The 15,774-nt window shown below is 66.0% G+C and carries 14 protein-coding genes; 6 read left to right on the forward strand and 8 right to left on the reverse strand.

Features of this window, described 5'->3' with window-relative positions; all coding sequences use genetic code 11:
- Positions 1-8: 8 nt before the first annotated feature.
- Positions 9-506 carry an outer membrane protein assembly factor BamE gene (locus H7X45_RS10715; protein WP_187334868.1) on the reverse strand — a complete coding sequence of 166 codons (498 nt, stop codon included), beginning with the start codon at positions 504-506 and terminating at the stop codon, positions 9-11.
- 156 nt (positions 507-662) lie between these two features.
- Between H7X45_RS10715 and H7X45_RS10720 the strand changes: the two genes are divergently transcribed.
- Together H7X45_RS10720 and H7X45_RS10725 are read left to right on the forward strand one after the other, a co-directional pair.
- A complete protein-coding gene (locus H7X45_RS10720; protein ID WP_246449436.1) occupies positions 663-1,202 on the forward strand; it encodes a ubiquinol-cytochrome C chaperone family protein in 540 nt (179 codons plus the stop codon).
- On the forward strand, positions 1,196-1,747 hold the full coding sequence (locus H7X45_RS10725) for a YceD family protein (RefSeq protein ID WP_187334869.1): 552 nt from the start codon (positions 1,196-1,198) through the stop codon (positions 1,745-1,747). Before H7X45_RS10720 ends, H7X45_RS10725 begins: the two co-directional genes overlap by 7 nt.
- A 137-nt stretch (positions 1,748-1,884) precedes the next feature.
- Here the strand turns inward: H7X45_RS10725 and H7X45_RS10730 are convergent, their stop codons facing one another.
- The 6 genes from H7X45_RS10730 to H7X45_RS10755 form a co-directional block, all read right to left on the reverse strand.
- Positions 1,885-3,450 (reverse strand): dihydrolipoyl dehydrogenase family protein, encoded by a 1,566-nt coding sequence (locus H7X45_RS10730; RefSeq protein ID WP_187334870.1) that lies wholly within the window; start codon positions 3,448-3,450, stop codon positions 1,885-1,887.
- A gap of 33 nt (positions 3,451-3,483) precedes the next feature.
- On the reverse strand, positions 3,484-4,692 hold the full coding sequence (locus H7X45_RS10735; RefSeq protein WP_187334871.1) for an MFS transporter: 1,209 nt from the start codon (positions 4,690-4,692) through the stop codon (positions 3,484-3,486).
- Positions 4,693-4,874: 182 nt separating this feature from the next.
- Positions 4,875-5,435, reverse strand: coding sequence for a single-stranded DNA-binding protein (ssb, locus tag H7X45_RS10740; RefSeq protein WP_187334872.1), 561 nt, complete (start codon positions 5,433-5,435; stop codon positions 4,875-4,877).
- 146 nt (positions 5,436-5,581) lie between these two features.
- Complete coding sequence (feoB, locus tag H7X45_RS10745; RefSeq protein ID WP_187334873.1) at positions 5,582-7,447, reverse strand: ferrous iron transporter B; 1,866 nt, start codon at positions 7,445-7,447, stop codon at positions 5,582-5,584.
- Positions 7,448-7,471: 24 nt separating this feature from the next.
- On the reverse strand, positions 7,472-7,714 hold the full coding sequence (locus tag H7X45_RS10750) for a FeoA family protein (RefSeq protein WP_187334874.1): 243 nt from the start codon (positions 7,712-7,714) through the stop codon (positions 7,472-7,474).
- Positions 7,715-7,845: 131 nt separating this feature from the next.
- Positions 7,846-8,943: an alkene reductase gene (locus H7X45_RS10755; protein WP_187334875.1), complete on the reverse strand. Its 1,098-nt coding sequence runs from the start codon at positions 8,941-8,943 to the stop codon at positions 7,846-7,848.
- 118 nt (positions 8,944-9,061) lie between these two features.
- Between H7X45_RS10755 and H7X45_RS10760 the strand changes: the two genes are divergently transcribed.
- From H7X45_RS10760 to H7X45_RS10770, 3 genes are all read left to right on the forward strand, one after another.
- Positions 9,062-9,739, forward strand: coding sequence for a COQ9 family protein (locus H7X45_RS10760; RefSeq protein ID WP_425498168.1), 678 nt, complete (start codon positions 9,062-9,064; stop codon positions 9,737-9,739).
- Between the two features lie 65 nt (positions 9,740-9,804).
- Positions 9,805-10,935, forward strand: coding sequence for a CaiB/BaiF CoA transferase family protein (locus H7X45_RS10765; RefSeq protein ID WP_187334876.1), 1,131 nt, complete (start codon positions 9,805-9,807; stop codon positions 10,933-10,935).
- Positions 10,936-10,947: 12 nt separating this feature from the next.
- A complete protein-coding gene (locus H7X45_RS10770) occupies positions 10,948-12,492 on the forward strand; it encodes an acyl-CoA synthetase (RefSeq protein ID WP_246449437.1) in 1,545 nt (514 codons plus the stop codon).
- A 246-nt stretch (positions 12,493-12,738) separates the two neighbouring features.
- Here the strand turns inward: H7X45_RS10770 and H7X45_RS10775 are convergent, their stop codons facing one another.
- Positions 12,739-14,913, reverse strand: coding sequence for an alpha/beta hydrolase family protein (locus tag H7X45_RS10775; RefSeq protein ID WP_187334877.1), 2,175 nt, complete (start codon positions 14,911-14,913; stop codon positions 12,739-12,741).
- Between the two features lie 221 nt (positions 14,914-15,134).
- Between H7X45_RS10775 and paoA the strand changes: the two genes are divergently transcribed.
- Positions 15,135-15,770, forward strand: a complete 636-nt coding sequence (gene paoA, locus H7X45_RS10780; RefSeq protein ID WP_214645487.1) for an aldehyde dehydrogenase iron-sulfur subunit PaoA — start codon at positions 15,135-15,137, stop codon at positions 15,768-15,770.
- Positions 15,771-15,774: the final 4 nt, after the last annotated feature.

Genomic DNA, 15,774 nt, shown 5'->3' on the forward strand with positions numbered 1-15,774 from the left:
CGCCGGCCTCAACCGCCCGGATTGGTGGGATCGTTGCTCGGCCCTGCGCCGCCGGGAACGCCCGGTGCGCCCACTGCGCCGATATTGCCGAACAGCTCCTGGAAGAAACTGCGCTCGCGCCCGCGGGTCGGCGTCTTGTCGCCCACCGGGTTGATGTCGGCAACCTGCTCCAGCCCGATGCGATCGACCTCGCTGACATTACCCGCGGAATCGAAGGTGATGTGGAGGATGGTCTGCTCAGTCGGGCGCGGCTCGGCAAAGGCGAGCTGGCGGGTATTGCGCGAGACATAATACCATTCTTCATCGCCGAACTGGCTCTTGAAGGTTGGATCGCCCAGCGTGCCCTGCACGCTCGCCTTGTTATCGACCCCGGCGGCGACCGAGCTCGACAGCACCGGATCGAAGATATAGCCGCGATGCGCCTGCAACTGACCGCAGGCAGACACCCCCAGAACGAGCGCGCCAAGAGCACTTAGCTTCAGCAGGGATTGGATATTGGCGGACATGGATACTCCGATATGGTCCGGCCCGAGTGGCGGGCGTCATGAGACATGGCAGCGTTCGCCGCCATTGCATCTCGCGCGGCCGATAGCAATATGGACGGGCGAATGAGCGCGCGATGAACCGGGCCGCGCCATCCTTTGAACCTGAGCCGACACGATATGGGGACGCAACGTCAGATGGGACTGATCCAGCGGATGTTCGGGCGGAAAGCCGATCCCGCCACCGCCATGCAGCCGCTCTACGATCAGGTTGTCGCCCGCGCGCGCGAACCGCATTGGTATGAGGCGGGCGCGGTGCCCGATACGATGGACGGCCGCTTCGACATGATCGCCGCGCTGCTTTCGCTCGTGCTCCTCCAGCTGGAGCCGGAAGAGGAGGCGCGGCAGGAGAGCGTGTGGCTGACCGAATTGTTCGTGCAGGACATGGACGGGCAGCTGCGCCAGCTGGGCATCGGGGATGTCAGCGTGGGCAAGCATATGGGCAAGATGATGAGCGCGCTGGGCGGGCGGCTGGGCGCCTATCGCCGCGCGTTCAACGGAGAAATCACGCTGGACGCGGCCATCCGACGCAACATTTTCCGCGAAAAGGCCGCGCCGGACGCGGGCGTCGCCCATGTCGAAAAGGAGATGCGCGCGCATGCTGCGAGCCTTGCCGAACTGAAAACCCAGGCGCTGCTGAGCGGGAGGGCGCCATGGTAGGCCCCGAAACGCCGCCTGAATTCAGCCATCCCGTCAAATTCGGCGAACTGGGTTCACGGCCCTATGAAGCCGCTCTCGAAGCCGATGAGGCGGAGCGTACGGCGCTGGCCGCGCGGTTCGATTGCCTGTCGCTCGATACGCTTACCGCCGATCTCGAGGCGGTGCGCGAAGGCGATGTGGTGCGCGTGACCGGCGGGCTCGCCGCCAAAGGCACACAGGCCTGCATCGCCACGGGCGATCCCGTGCCGTTCGCCATCGACGAGCCGATCGAACTGCTGTTCGTGCCGGTGCCCAAGGGCGGCGATCCGGAAGAAGAGGTGGAGCTGGCCGAGGACGAACTCGATTCGCTGTTCCACGACGGCCGCACCGTCGATCTGGGCGAGGCCGCGGCGCAAAGCTTCGGCCTGGCGCTCGATCCCTATCCGCGCAGCGAAGGCGCGGCCGAGGCGCTGGCCGAAGCCGGTGTGATAGGCGAGGATGAGGTGGAGCCGAAAGGCGCTTTGTCCGGCCTGAAGGCGATGCTCGAGGGCAAGGGGAAGGGCTGAGGCTCCAATTTCGTCATTGCGAGGAGCGAAGCGACGCGGCAATCCAGGGCCCATTGGCGCAAGACGTGGTGCTGCGGGGCCCTGGATTGCTTCGCTCCGCTCGCAATGACGGCGATGCGAATTCGAGGCGGGCCGCGCTACCCCCGCTGCCAGCGCAGATAGCGGCTCGCCACCGCGATCAGCCTGTCCGAGACATGAGCCAGCCCATGCTCCTGCGCCGCCAGCTTCGCCGCTTCAGCCCAGCTCGGATAGGGGTAGATCGTCTCCATCAGCTTCGTCAGCGTCAGGCCGTGGGTCATCGCCAGCGTGAAGCTCGTCAGGATTTCCGCAGCGTGCGAGCCGACGACCACCGCACCCAGAATTTCGTCCTTGCCCGGCTTCGTCAGCACTTTGACGAAACCCGTGGTCTCGCCTTCGGCCACCGCGCGTTCCAGCTCCGCCATTGCGAAACGCGTGACTTCATAGGCCACGCCTTGCTCGTCAGCGCTCGCCTCATTCAGGCCGACACTCGCGACTTCGGGCGAGGTGTAGGTGGCGCGCGGCATCACCGGATCGGCGGCTTTCGGACTGTAGAGCGGGGCGAATAGCGCGCTATAACCCGCTTTCAGCCCCTGATAGCCCGCGGCATGGGTGAACTGGAACGGCCCGGCCACATCGCCCGCGGCGAAGATGTGGGGGAGCGAACTGGACAGCCGCCCGTCGGTGACGATGGTGCGATCCGTATCGACACCGATGTCTTCCAGACCATAGCCCGACAGCCGGGCCTTGCGGCCGATGCCGATCAGCAGCGCGTCGTAATCCAGCCGCTTCTCTCCGTCCGGTTCCTTAGCGATGAGGTGGCGCCCCTCGCCGTCCAGCGCGAACCGCTTCGCCTCATGCCCCGTCAGCACGCGAACGCCGTCCGCTTCCAGCGCCTCGCGCAGCAGCGCCGCGGCATCGGCATCCTCCTGCCCCATCAGCCGGTCCGACTGCTCCACCAGCGTCACCTGCGATCCCAGCCGCTGGAAGCTCTGCGCCAGTTCGCAGCCGATCGGCCCGCCGCCGATGATGACGAACCGTTCGGGCACCAGCGCCCGCTCGCCCATCGCGTCCCACAGCGTCTCGCTGGTCAGATAACCGCTCGCCTCAATTCCCTCGATGCTCGGCACCACGGGCTCGGAGCCGGTCGCGACCACGAAATGCCGGGCGGTAAGGCGCTGCGTGCCGCCAGCATTCAGCGCGATCTCCACCGTCCATGGGTCCACGAAGCGCGCATAGCCGGGGATCACGTCGACGCCGTAGCCGGTGAACGTTTCCACGCTGTCATGTGGCGCGATGTCCCGGATCACCTGACGAACCCTGCTCATCACACGAGTGAAATCGGGCTGCGGATCGGCCGCGGTCAGCCCGTATTCCGCCGCCTCGCGCATCGCAGCGGCGGCGCGCGCGCTGCGGATCAGCGCCTTGCTAGGCACGCAGCCGGTGTTGAGGCAATCACCGCCCATCTCCCGCGCTTCGACCAGCGAGACTTTTGCGCCGGCCTTCGCCGCAAGATAGGCGGCGGTGAGACCTGCCGATCCCGCGCCGATCACGATGGTGTTGCGATCGAAGGTTTTTGGGGCTCCAACCCCGCCCGCGCTCGGCCTGCGGATGGCGGAGCCCCCGACGAGGACGATGGCCAGCAGGATCAGGACGACGGCGGCGATGGATGCAAGAGCGGTCATGCCGGATGCGTTATCACGGGCGCATCGGCGCGCCTACTCCGCCGGACATAGCTCTGCGGGGATATCGGGCGTCGCACGCCGCCGCTCGAGCCAGAAAGAGACGAGCAGGATCGCAAGGCCGCCGATCGCGAGCAGGCTGCCCACCCAGCCCGGTGCGGTCCAGCCGTAACCCGCGCTGATCGCCGCGCCCGCCAGGAACGGCCCCAGCGCATTGGCGGCGTTGAACGCGGCGTGGTGCAAGGAGGCCGCGAGCGTCTGTGCCTCCCCCGCCACATCCATCAGCCGCGTCTGCAGTACCGGGCCGAGGCCGCCGCCCAGCGCGATGGCGAAGCAGCCGATGCCGAGCAGCAGCAGATTGCCGGTCATCAGCGGCAGCGCGGCCAGCACGATCGCGCTCCAGACGAGCAGGCCGATCGCAGTGCGCTTCATCGCCCTATCCGCCAGCCAGCCCGCACCCAGATTGCCGACCGTCATGCCGATGCCGAACACGACGAGAATGGCGGGGACCATGTCGGGCGAAACGCCCATGCCTTCGGTCATCAACGGCGCGATGAAGCTGTAGACCGCGAACATGCCGCCGAAACCGATCGCCCCGGCACCCAGCGTCAGCCAAACCTGCGTGTTGCCGAGCGCGGACAGCTCGCTCTTCGGATCGCGGCCGTTTTCCGGACGCTGGAGCGGGGCGAACAGTTGCACCGACAGCGCGGTCAGCAGCGCGAGGACAACCACGATGGCAAATCCCCAGCGCCAGCCGACGGTGAGGCCTATGAAGTTCGCCGCCGGGGAGCCGATGATGGTGGCAAGCGTCAGGCCGAGCATCACCAGCGCCACCGATTGCGCGCGCTTGTCCGGCATGACGGAAGCCGCCATCAGCGCGGCGACGCCGAAATAGGCGCCGTGCGGCAGGCCGCTGACGAAGCGGGAGGCGAGCAGCCAGCCATAAGTGGGCGCCCAGACGGTAAGCGCGTTGCCCGCCGCAATGGCGATCATCAGCCCCACGAGCAGCCGTCGGCGCGGCAGCCCCGCGCCGAGAAAGGCGAGCAGCGGCGCGCCCGCCACCACGCCCAGCGCATAGGCGCTGATCGCATGGGCTGCGACGGGCTCGCTCAGACCCAGTTCGCGCGCATAGAAGGGCAAGAGGCTCATCGCCGAAAATTCGGTGGAGCCGATCGCAAACCCGCCCAGAGCGAGGGCAAAAAGAACGAGAGCGCGCTTACCGGCGCCGGGATCGCTGGCGGTCATATACTAAATCCTTGGCTAAGCGGGCCCATGCGGCGGCTCTCCCGGTCCGTCCGCACCCGCTGGCGTTACAGCGCGCGAAATGGGCTGAAGGCTCCCGGCTTTCGACCCTGAATAGCTATGCAAAGCAAAAGCCCCGCTTTTCGGGCGGGGCTTCCGGTCTCGTTCGCTATGATGAACGCGTCTCAGAACGGCACTTCGTCGTCCAGATCGTCGGCGAAATCGCCGCCCTGGTTCCAGCCGCCACCGCCGCCGGATCCGCCACCCGAGCCGCCGCTTCCGCCGCCGCCCTGGTTCCAGCCGCCGCCCGATCCGCCACCGGACCCGCCGCCGCCATAATTGCCGCCACCGCCGCCATAGTTTCCGCCGCCGCCACCGCCGCCGGAACCGCCCGATGCGCCGTCGAGCATGGTCATCACTGCGCCGGGGCCGCTCAGCACCACTTCGGTCGAGTAGCGGTCATTGCCCGACTGGTCCTGCCATTTGCGGGTCTGCAGCTGGCCTTCAACGTAGATCTTGGAGCCCTTGCGCAGGAAGCGCTCGGCCACGCCGACCAGGCCGTCGGACTTGATCGTCACCGTGTGCCACTCGGTCCGCTCGCGCCGTTCGCCGGTCTGGCGGTCCTTCCAGTTTTCCGACGTCGCGATGCGCAGATTGCAGATGCGCCCGCCATTCTGGAAGGTCTTCACCTCCGGATCGGCACCCAAATTGCCGACGAGAATGACCTTGTTGACCGAGCCTGCCATGATTGTCTCCGTGTTCGGTGCGTCTGCCGCACCCATGTCCGTTCGTGCCGAGCTTGTCGAAGCACCGTCTTGCCGGAAGGCTTAGATAAAGGGGTCCGTCAGGACAAGCCAAGCCCGACCGGCGGACGGACTTTTTGAACGGAGCGCTACAGACCCGCCGCGCGTGCGGCCCAATAGGTCAGCCCGCTCATCACATAAGCGAGGCCGAACAGGTACACGACCATGAAGGTGGGCCATTTCCAGCCTGCCGTCTCGCGCCGCGTCACCGCGATTGTGGAGATGCACTGCGGCGCGAACACAAACCACATCAGGAAGGCTAGCGCGGTGGGCAGCGTCCAGTCCGCGGCCAGCCGGTCGCCCAGCACTGTGGCGCCTTCGTCATCCTCGGCATCGATCGCATAGACGGTGCCGAGCGCGGAGACGGCCACTTCACGCGCGGCCATGGCCGGGATCAGCGCCAGCGCAATGTCGCGATTGAAGCCGATCGGCTCCACCGCCGGGGTGATCGTGTTGGCGATGCGGCCCGCCACCGAATAATCGACCTGGCTGATGCCGCTGTCCGCAGGCGCCTTGGGGAAGCTGAGCAGCGCCCAGAGCAGGATGGTGGCGAAGAAGATGATCGTGCCCGCGCGGCGCATGAAGATCCAGGCGCGCTGGAACAGGCCGATCGCCACGTCGCGGATATGCGGCATCTGATATTTCGGCATCTCGATCAGGAAGCCCGAACCCGCGCCCTTCGTCACGCTGCGCCGCAGGACCAGCGAGACGATCATCGCGCCGACGATGCCGAAGAGATAGAGGCCCAGCAGCACCAGGCCCTGCAGCCCGATGCCCGGTCCCACGCTGCGCGCGGGAATGAAGGAGGCGATGATGATGGTGTAGACCGGCAGGCGCGCCGAGCAGGTCATCAGCGGCGCGACGAGGATGGTGGTGAGCCGGTCCTTCTCGTCGCGGATCGAGCGGGTGGCCATGATGCCGGGAATGGCGCAGGCGAAGCTGGAGAGCAGCGGGATGAAGCTGTGCCCCGACAGCCCGACACTCGCCATCATCCGGTCCATCACGAAGGCCGCGCGGGTCATGTAACCCGTCGCTTCCAGCACCAGGATGAAGAGGAACAGGATCAGAATTTGCGGAAGGAACACGATAACGGATCCGACACCCGCGATCACGCCGTCGACCACAAAGGATCGCACGATGCCGTCGGGCAGCGCGCCGCCGGCAAGGCCCGCCAGCCAGTCCATGCCGCCCTCGATCCAGCCGATCGGCGCCTCGGACCAGGCGAACACCGCCTGGAACATCAGGAACATGAGGCCGATAAGCACGACCATGCCGGCCAGCGGGTGCAGCAGCACCGAATCGATCATGCGCGTCCATTGCCGCGTCGCCGTCTCGCTCTTGATCGCCGATCGGGCGAGCTTGCGGGCGCGCACCGAATAGATGGCGAGCCGGTCTTCATTGTCGAGATCGGCCGGCAGCGGCACGTCCGAACGGCCACCCGCCAGCGCGTTTTCGATGGCATCGTTCAGCTCGGCGATCCCGCGGCGGCGTACCGCGACGGTCTCGATCACCGGCACGCCGAGCTGCGCGGACAGGTTCTGCGGATCGAGCTCCAGCCCGTCGCGCTTGGCCAGATCGACCATGTTGAGCGCGACGACGACCGGCAGGCCGAGGTCGATCAGCTCCAGCGCGAAGCGCAGATGGTTGTCGAGATTGGAGGCATCGACGACAACGACGATGGCGTCCGGGCGGCGCTGGCCGTCCAGCTGTCCGGTTACGACGTCGCGCGTCACCTTTTCATCGAGGCTATGGGGTTTGAGGCTGTAGCTGCCGGGCAGATCGACCACCTCGACCGGGCGGCCGTCCGACAGGAACAGGCGGCCCGATTTGCGCTCCACCGTCACGCCCGGATAATTGGCGATCTTCTGCCGCGCGCCGGTGAGCGCGTTGAACAGCGCGCTCTTGCCCGCATTCGGGTTACCCGCCAGCGCGATAAGGGGTTGATGCGTCGTCATAGCTCGCGTCCCGTCCGTCCCGGCCTAGCGCCGTTCCTCGCATTCGATCGCAGCAGCATGATGCGTGCGCATCGCCACCGTCATGCGGCCGATCCGCACCGCGATCGGATCGCGCCAGAATAGCATGCCCTTGTGCAGCGTCTCGACGAAAGCGCCAGCCTCGAAGCCGAGCGCGCGCAGGCGGCTGCCTTCGGCGGGGGGGAGCGAATCCCAGTCGATCGCGGCAATGCGGGCCGGGACACGTCTTGGCAAATCGGACAGTTTCATGAAACTGCGACCGATTATCAATAAAGCCGGGGCTTGGCTAGCACCGATGTAGCAAAGTATCATTATTCCGTTCGGGCCGAGCCGGGTTTCGGCCGGCTCGGCCCGAACGGGTTTGGTCTATCCCGCGAGGCTCAGGCCTCCGCGCGCTGCTCTTCCAGCGTGGGGTAGTCGATATAGCCTTCCGGCCCCTGGCTGTACCACGTCTTCATCTCACCCTCGTTCAGCGGCGCGCCCTCGCGGAAACGCTCCACGAGATCCGGGTTGGCGAGGAAGGGGCGGCCATAGCTGATGGCGTCGGCGCGGCCCGCATCGAGATCGGCCTGACCGTCCTCGACCCCGTAATCGCTGTTGAGCACCAGCGGGCCGCCGAAGGCCTTGCGAATCGCCGGGCTCTGCTTGGGTACTTCGGTGCGCCCGAAGGTGCCGTCCGGGCCGGGCTCGCGCAGTTCCAGAAAGGCGATCTTGCGCTCGTTCAGCAAAGCGGCGGCATGGGTGAACAGCGCTTCCGGATTACTATCGTCGACGCCCTGCGTCGCGCCATTGGGCGACAGGCGCACGGCAGTGCGGTCCGCGCCCCAGATGTCGATCAGCCGATCGGTCACTTCGCGCAGCAGCCGGGTGCGGTTTTCGATCGAGCCGCCATATTCGTCTTCGCGCAGATTGCTGTTGTCTCGCAGAAACTGATCGATCAGATAGCCGTTCGCCGCGTGCAGCTGCACCCCGTCGAAGCCCGCCTTTTTCGCATTCTCCGCAGCGTTCGCATAATCGTCCAGCAAACGCGGAATTTCGGACAGCTCGAGCGGGCGGGCCTCCTCGAAATCCTGCTTGCCGTCATAGGTGTGGGCCTGGCCGGGCGCGGTGGTGGCGCTGGCGGATACGGGCTGCTTGCCCTCGTTCAGGCTGGAATGGTGGATGCGGCCCATATGCCAGAGCTGCGCGATGATCTTGCCGCCCTTTTCGTGCACGGCATCGGTCACCGGCTTCCACGCCTCGGTCTGCTGCGCGTTCCAGAGACCGGGCGCATAGGGCCAGCCGAGCCCTTCCGCGCTCATCCCCGTCGCTTCGCTGATGATCAGCCCGGCGCCGGCGCGCTGCGCATAATAGGTCGCCATCATCTCCACCGGCACATGCTCGCGTGTCGCGCGGCCGCGGGTGAGCGGGGCCATCAGGATGCGGTTCTTCGCCTCGATGGCGCCGAGGCGGATGGGATCGAACAGGCTTGCGGCCATGGGTCACTCCTTATCATGAATTCAGTTTCGGTCTGAAACCCAGCTAGGTGCGGCGCGTTCCCGCTGCAATCGAAGGAGTTCTTTGCATGCGCGCAGCAAGACTATAGGCTCATCCCCCATGGACCAGGAAACAATGAGCGATCCCGCAGACCTGACATTGGACGAAGTGCGCGTGAAACTCGCGCCGCTGCTCGCGCAGAATGCGGCTTTCGATGGGTGGACGCCCGAAGCGGTCACGATGACGGCCGAGGGTGCAGACGTGGATCCGGACATCGCCCGGCTCGCCTTCAAGGGCGGGGCGATGGACATGATCGACGCCTGGATCGAATCGACCGATGCCGAGATGGCCCGGCGGCTTCCGCCGGAGACGCTCGATGCGATGAAGATCCGCGACAAGATCCGCTCCATGATCGAAACCCGATTGGAAATAGCGGAGCCGGACAAGGAGGCCTTGCGCCGCGCGATGGCAATCCAGGCCATGCCGCAGAACCTGCCGCGCACCGCCAAGATCGCCTGGCGCACGTCGGACCGGATGTGGCGGATGGCGGGCGACACCGCGACCGATTACAACCATTATACCAAGCGCATGATCCTGACCGGCGTCTACGGCTCCACGCTGACCGTGTTCGTCAACGACGATAGCGAGGATTATGCGGAAACCCGCGCCTTCCTGGCCCGGCGGATCGAGAATGTGATGCAGTTCGAAAAGGCCAAGGCGCAGTGGACCGGCGGCGGAGACCGCGATCGCCTGAGCCTGTCGCGCTTCATAGGACGGCTGCGCTACCCCGCGCGCTGAGCGTCGACCCCCACGGGAGGGCCGGCGCCAAGATCGGCCCCTCGCTTTTGAGAGAGGAGCCTTTCATGGCAGGACCGCTGGCCGGTATCCGCATCATCGAACTGGCAGGCATCGGCCCTGCTCCTTTTTGCGGCATGATGCTGGCCGATCACGGCGCGGAGGTGATCCGTGTGGAGCGCATCGGTGGGCGTATACAGGCCACCGATCCGCTGCTGCGCTCCCGCCGCTCGATCGCGGTCGACATGAAATCGCCCGAGGGCGTCGCGCTGATCCGCGATCTGGCCAAGGATGCCGACGGGCTGATCGAGGGTTTCCGTCCCGGCGTCACCGAGCGGCTGGGCCTGGGTCCCGACATCCTACTCGGCGACAATCCCAAGCTTGTCTATGGCCGCATGACCGGTTGGGGACAGACCGGGCCCTATGCGCAGGCCGCGGGGCACGACATCAATTATATCGCGCTGTCCGGCGCGCTGCACGGCATCGGCCGCAAGGGCGAAAAGCCGGTGCCGCCGGTCAATTATCTGGGCGATTTCGGCGGCGGCGGCATGATGCTGGCCTTCGGCATGGTGAGCGCGCTGCTCGCCGTGAAGAACGGCGCGGACGGCCAGGTGATCGACTGCGCGATGACGGACGGATCGGCGCTGCTCACCGCCATGACCTGGGGCTTCCGCGCCGCCGGCATGTGGAAGGACGAAGCGGGCACCAACCTGCTCGACGGTGCAGCACATTTTTACGACACCTACGAGTGCGCCGACGGCAGGTTCATCTCGATCGGATCGATCGAACCGCAATTCTATGCGCAACTCCGCGAAGCGCTGGGGCTCACCGACGATCCCGATTTCGATGCGCAGATGGACGCAGGCCGCTGGCCCGCGCTGAAGGACAAGCTGGCCGCTATCTTTGCCTCCAAACCGCGCGATCATTGGTGCGAGAAGATGGAGCATACGAACATCTGCTTCGCGCCGGTGCTCTCCATGGCCGAAGCGCCCGAGCACCCACACAATGCCGTGCGCGGCACCTTTATCGAGGTCGCCGGAGTTACCCAACCCGCGCCCGCGCCGCGCTACGGCGGCACGCCGACCGATGCACCGACCCCGCCCCCGAAAGCGGGCGTGCACAGCGATGATCTGCTCGGCCGATGCGGTTATGACGAGGAAAAGATCGCAGACCTGCGCAAAGCGGGCGTTATCGCTTGAAGGAGAGGAACGATGAGCGAGGCCATGCGCCTGCACCCGGTTGACCATGCGGTGAACCGCCCGGACCACCCGGCCTATATCATGGCCGCGACCGGGGAGTGCGTGAGTTATGCCGAACTGGACGCGCGTGCCAATCGGGGCGCGCGGCTGATCCGCTCGCTGGGGCTGACACGCGGGCAGGGCATGGCGCTGCTGATGGACAATTCGCCGCGCTATTTCGAAATCCTGTGGGCGGCGGAGCGCAGCGGCATCTACTGTACCTGCATCTCGTCCAAACTGAACGCCGCCGAAGCCGAATATATCGTCCGCGACGGCGATTGCCGGGTGCTGATCGCGAGCAAGGGTGTCGCCACCCTCGCCGCCGAGCTGGCGCCGCGCCTGGACGACTGCGCGCTGTTGATGGCGGACGGCACGATTCCCGGCTTTCGTTCCTATGAAGACGCGCGCGACGAGCAGTCCGCGCAGGCGCTGGACGGTCCGCGACCGGGCGGCATCATGCTCTATTCCTCCGGCACCACCGGCCATCCGAAGGGGATCAAGCATCCGCTGAGCGAAGAACCGTTCGGCACCAATGTCTCGCCGCTCGCGATGCTCGGCAAGGGGCTCTACGGTTTCTCCGCGGACATGATCTATCTCTCGCCCGCCCCGCTCTATCATGCCGCGCCCCTGCGCTGGTCGATGGCCGTGCAACAGGTGGGCGGCACCGTGCTGGTGATGGACCGGTTCGATCCGGAAGAAGCGCTACGGCTGATCGAGCGGTACAAGGTCACCCATGCGCAGTGGGTGCCGACGCATTTCATCCGCATGCTGAAACTGCCGGAGGAGGTGCGGCAGGCCTATGATCATTCCAGCCTGAAAGCCGTCTGGCACGCCGCCGCGCCCTGCCCCGTGCCGGTGACACGCGCGATGATCGACTGGTGGGGGCCGATTGTCGGCGAATATTATGCGGGTACCGAAGGCAGCGGCCTGTGCGCCATTTCCAGTGCGGAATGGCTTGCCCATGAAGGCTCGGTCGGTCGCAATCTCGTCTCCACCACCAAGATCGTGGGCGAGGACGGCACCGTGCTGGGTCCGCGCAAGGAAGGCACCATCTACTTCGCGGGCGGCGCCTCGTTCGAATATCATAACGACCCCGACAAGACCGCCGAGGTTCATAACGAACAGGGCTGGAACACGCTGGGCGATGTCGGCTGGCTGGACGAGGAGGGCTATCTCTACCTTACCGACCGCAAGAGCTTCATGATCATATCGGGCGGCGTGAACATCTACCCGCAGGAGATCGAGAACCTGCTGGTGACGCATCCCGATGTGGCGGACGCCGCCGTGATCGGCGCGCCGCATGAGGAAATGGGCGAGGAGGTGGTCGCCGTGATCCAGCCCGCCGATCCGGAAGCGGACCGCGACGAACTGGCCGCGCGGCTGGGCGCTTTCGCGCGCGAGCATCTCAGCCACGTCAAAGCCCCGCGCCGCTACGATTTCCGAGACGAACTGCCACGCGCGGAGACGGGCAAGCTCTACAAGCGCCTGCTGCGCGACGAATATTGGGGCAAGAGCTGAGGGGGCGGTCCACAGCCTCCAATCCGTAGCCCTGAGCCTGTCGAAGGGCGTTTATCAGATGCAGTGCGATAGGGAGAAACGCCCTTCGACAAGCTCAGGGCTATGGGCTGCTGTTTCCTAACGGACAGAAAAAGGCCCGTCATTGCGAGGAGCCCGCAGGGCGACGCGACAATCCAGAGCCGTTACAGCGCTGCAGTCGCCCTGGATTGCTTCGTCGCCTCCGGCTCCTCGCAATGACGTGAGCGCTCAGGGTGCCGAGGCCTCCGCGGGAGGTGACCAGCCGGCCTTGTACTTTTCGAACCATGCCAGGATCGCCGCCGCCTTGGCCGCAGCCTGCGACGGCCTCGCGGCGATGCTGCCATGGCTGGCGCCGGGCACCTTGACCAGTGCGGTGGGCACGCCGCGCAGGCGCAGCGCGGTATAATATTGCTCCGCCTCGCTCACCGGCGTGCGATAATCCTCGCTGCCGACGACGACCAGCGTGGGCGTTTCCACATTGCCGACCAGCGAGAGCGGCGAAAGCTTCCAATAGGCTTCCTGATTCTCCCAGGGTTGGCCGCCGATCCAATAGGGGCCGAAAAAGGCCGGGCCGTCGGCGGTGAGCGCCTGCGTGGTCCAGTTGATCACCGGCTTCTGCGCGGCGGCGGCCTTGAACCGGTCCGTCTTGCCGACGATCCAGCTGGTCAGCACCCCGCCGCCCGAACCGCCGGTGACGTAGAGCGCGTTCGGATCGGCCACGCCCATCTCCACCGCTTGGTCGACGATACTCATCAGATCGAAATAGTCGTTGCCCGGATAGGCCTTGTCGATCGCATCGGCGAAATCCTCGCCATAGCTCGTAGAGCCGCGCGGATTGGCGGAAAGGACAGCATAGCCCGCGGCGGCATAAAGCTGGTTGTCGGTGGAGAAATGCGGACCATAGGCGGCGAAGGGACCGCCATGGATTTCCAGGATCAACGGAACGCGGCTGCCCTCCACATAGCCCGGCGGCAGCGTCAGCCAGCCGTCGATCAAGAGGCCGCCTACGCTGGACGTGGCGGTAATCTTGCGCACCTGCCCCAGCGCCTTGGTAGCGCGCATCGAGGCGTTGAGATCGGTCAGGATGCGGGTGCGCCCGTTCGCCTCCAGCTGCACCTCGGCAGGCCGCGTCGCTGTGCCGCCGGTGAAGGCGATCGCATCGTTATCGGCCACCGAGAAGCTGCCGCCGGTATAGGGCCGGTCCAGCCCGCCGCCGTCCACGCCGCTCACCACATCGCGCACCGATCCGTCGAGGCCGATGCGCGCCACCTTGGTTTCGCCCGCATCGTCATATTGGGCGTAGATGCCGCCGCCGTCATGATCCCAGACGATATTGGCCGGGCTGAAGTCCCAGTTTTCGGTGAGGATGCGCCGGTTCGATCCGTCCGTGTTCATCACATAGAGATCGTCATTCTCATAAGCGCGGCGCGCATCGTCGAAGCCGAGATAGGCGATTTTGCTGCCATCCGGCGAGACGACCGGGTGGCCGTCCGGTCCATCACGGTCGGTCAGCTGGCGGATCGCGCCGCTGGCGATATCGAGCGCATAGACTTCGCCTTCCACCGGATCGGTCTGCCAGTCGGGCTTGCGGTTCGCGCCGAAATAGAGCGTGCTTCCGTCCTTCGACCAGCTGAGCGGGCCGCCGTCATGATAGGGCCCGAAGGTGAGCTGACGCGGCGCGCCGCCGCTGGCCGGGATCATGAAGATCTTGTCGAAGCCGGGCTGGATATAGCCCTGCCCGTCGGCGCGGTAGGTGAGCAGGTCGTAAATCTCGAGCGGCTCGGCCCATTTCGCGCCCTCGGGCTTGTCCTTGGGCTGACTACCTAGCTTCAGCCCCTCATCCTTCACCAGCATGGTGTAGGCAATCGACTGCCCGTCGGGCGACCAGGCGAGGCTGCTCGGGCTGGTGGGAAGGCCGGTGAGGCGCACCGCCTCTCCGCCGTCCATCCAGCGCACCCAGAGCTGCGGGCTGCCGCCGGCGGTGGAGACATAGGCAAGCCGCGTGCCATCGGGCGACCAGCGCGGCGAAAAGGCGTCGCCGTCCTGCCCGGCGAGCGGCGTCTGCCTGCCCGTGGCGGTGTCGATCATCCAGATGCTGCTGACCGCGCGGTCCTGCATGATGTCGTTCGACTGGCGCACATAGGCGATGCGGCGGCCGTCCGGGCTGATCTCCGGGTCGGCGGCGACGGCCAGGTTGAAAAGATCTTCGCCGGTAAAGCGCCGGTTCGGCCCGGCCTGAGCGCTGCCGGTGGCGGACCCTGCCATCGGCGGGGGCGTCGCGGCCGGCGCGGCCTCGGTCTGCGCGGGCGCACCTTCGGGTGGGCTCTGCTCTTCCTGCGCGAATAGCGGTTGGGCAGTAAGGGCGAACAGGCCGACACCGGCCAGGATCAGGGGGCTTCTCATAAGTCTCGTACGCGCTCCTTCCAGGTTGCTGGCCGCTTCGATCATGCAGGTCTGAACCGCATGTCACCGCTCGTCAATCACGGCGGCCACGTGCACGACTCGCCCGTCCATGGCCCTAATCGAAGCAGCCGATTAGACTTTGTCTACGCCCGCCCCTACCGTCCCTGCCAAGACGTGCCCCTCCCGCACGCCAAACTCCCGAACGCTTCGGAGCCCGGACATTGACGAACAGCAAATTCCTCCCCCTCACGCGCCGGCACATGCTGGCGGCGAGCGCCGCGTCCGCTGCGGTGGTGAACGCCCCGCATGCCGCGCTGGCACAGCGCAGCCGGAACGAGGCCGCACCGCCGCCGCAGATGAAGGTGAAGATGAAGGTGAACGGCAAGCCGCATGAGGTGGAGCTCGACACCCGCACCACGCTGCTCGACACGCTGCGCGAACATCTGCAGCTCACCGGTACAAAGAAGGGCTGCGATCACGGCCAATGCGGCGCTTGCACGGTGATGGTGAACGGCACCCGCGTGAACAGCTGCCTCAGCCTCGCGGTGATGCACGAAGGCGACGAGGTGACCACGATCGAAGGGCTCGGCACGCCGGACGATCTGCACCCGATGCAGGAAGCGTTCGTGAAGCATGACGGCTATCAATGCGGCTATTGCACGCCGGGGCAGATCTGCTCCGCCGTCGCCACGCTGGAGGAAATCCGCAAGGGCATCCCGAGCCATGTCACCGGCGATCTGACCGGCGCCATCGCCCCCACCAATATGGAAATGCGTGAGCGGATGAGCGGCAATATCTGCCGCTGCGGCGCCTATTCCAACATTGCCGACGCCATGTCTGAAGTGGCGGAGGGCTGAGAAC

The organism is Novosphingopyxis iocasae, from assembly GCF_014334095.1.
In the GTDB taxonomy this organism is placed as follows: Bacteria; Pseudomonadota; Alphaproteobacteria; order Sphingomonadales; family Sphingomonadaceae; genus Novosphingopyxis; species Novosphingopyxis iocasae.

What these genes read in the sequence shown, in the direction of transcription:
- H7X45_RS10765 (WP_187334876.1), top strand. Translation starts at nt 9,805, where the DNA reads ATGGCAGGACCGCTGGCCGGTATCCGCATCATCGAACTGGCAGGCATC.
- H7X45_RS10730 (WP_187334870.1), bottom strand. Translation starts at nt 3,450, where the DNA reads ATGACCGCTCTTGCATCCATCGCCGCCGTCGTCCTGATCCTGCTGGCC.
- H7X45_RS10770 (WP_246449437.1), top strand. Translation starts at nt 10,948, where the DNA reads ATGAGCGAGGCCATGCGCCTGCACCCGGTTGACCATGCGGTGAACCGC.
- H7X45_RS10755 (WP_187334875.1), bottom strand. Translation starts at nt 8,943, where the DNA reads ATGGCCGCAAGCCTGTTCGATCCCATCCGCCTCGGCGCCATCGAGGCG.
- H7X45_RS10725 (WP_187334869.1), top strand. Translation starts at nt 1,196, where the DNA reads ATGGTAGGCCCCGAAACGCCGCCTGAATTCAGCCATCCCGTCAAATTC.
- H7X45_RS10775 (WP_187334877.1), bottom strand. Translation starts at nt 14,913, where the DNA reads ATGAGAAGCCCCCTGATCCTGGCCGGTGTCGGCCTGTTCGCCCTTACT.
- H7X45_RS10750 (WP_187334874.1), bottom strand. Translation starts at nt 7,714, where the DNA reads ATGAAACTGTCCGATTTGCCAAGACGTGTCCCGGCCCGCATTGCCGCG.
- H7X45_RS10735 (WP_187334871.1), bottom strand. Translation starts at nt 4,692, where the DNA reads ATGACCGCCAGCGATCCCGGCGCCGGTAAGCGCGCTCTCGTTCTTTTT.
- H7X45_RS10720 (WP_246449436.1), top strand. Translation starts at nt 663, where the DNA reads ATGGGGACGCAACGTCAGATGGGACTGATCCAGCGGATGTTCGGGCGG.
- H7X45_RS10715 (WP_187334868.1), bottom strand. Translation starts at nt 506, where the DNA reads ATGTCCGCCAATATCCAATCCCTGCTGAAGCTAAGTGCTCTTGGCGCG.
- H7X45_RS10760 (WP_425498168.1), top strand. Translation starts at nt 9,062, where the DNA reads ATGGACCAGGAAACAATGAGCGATCCCGCAGACCTGACATTGGACGAA.
- ssb (WP_187334872.1), bottom strand. Translation starts at nt 5,435, where the DNA reads ATGGCAGGCTCGGTCAACAAGGTCATTCTCGTCGGCAATTTGGGTGCC.
- feoB (WP_187334873.1), bottom strand. Translation starts at nt 7,447, where the DNA reads ATGACGACGCATCAACCCCTTATCGCGCTGGCGGGTAACCCGAATGCG.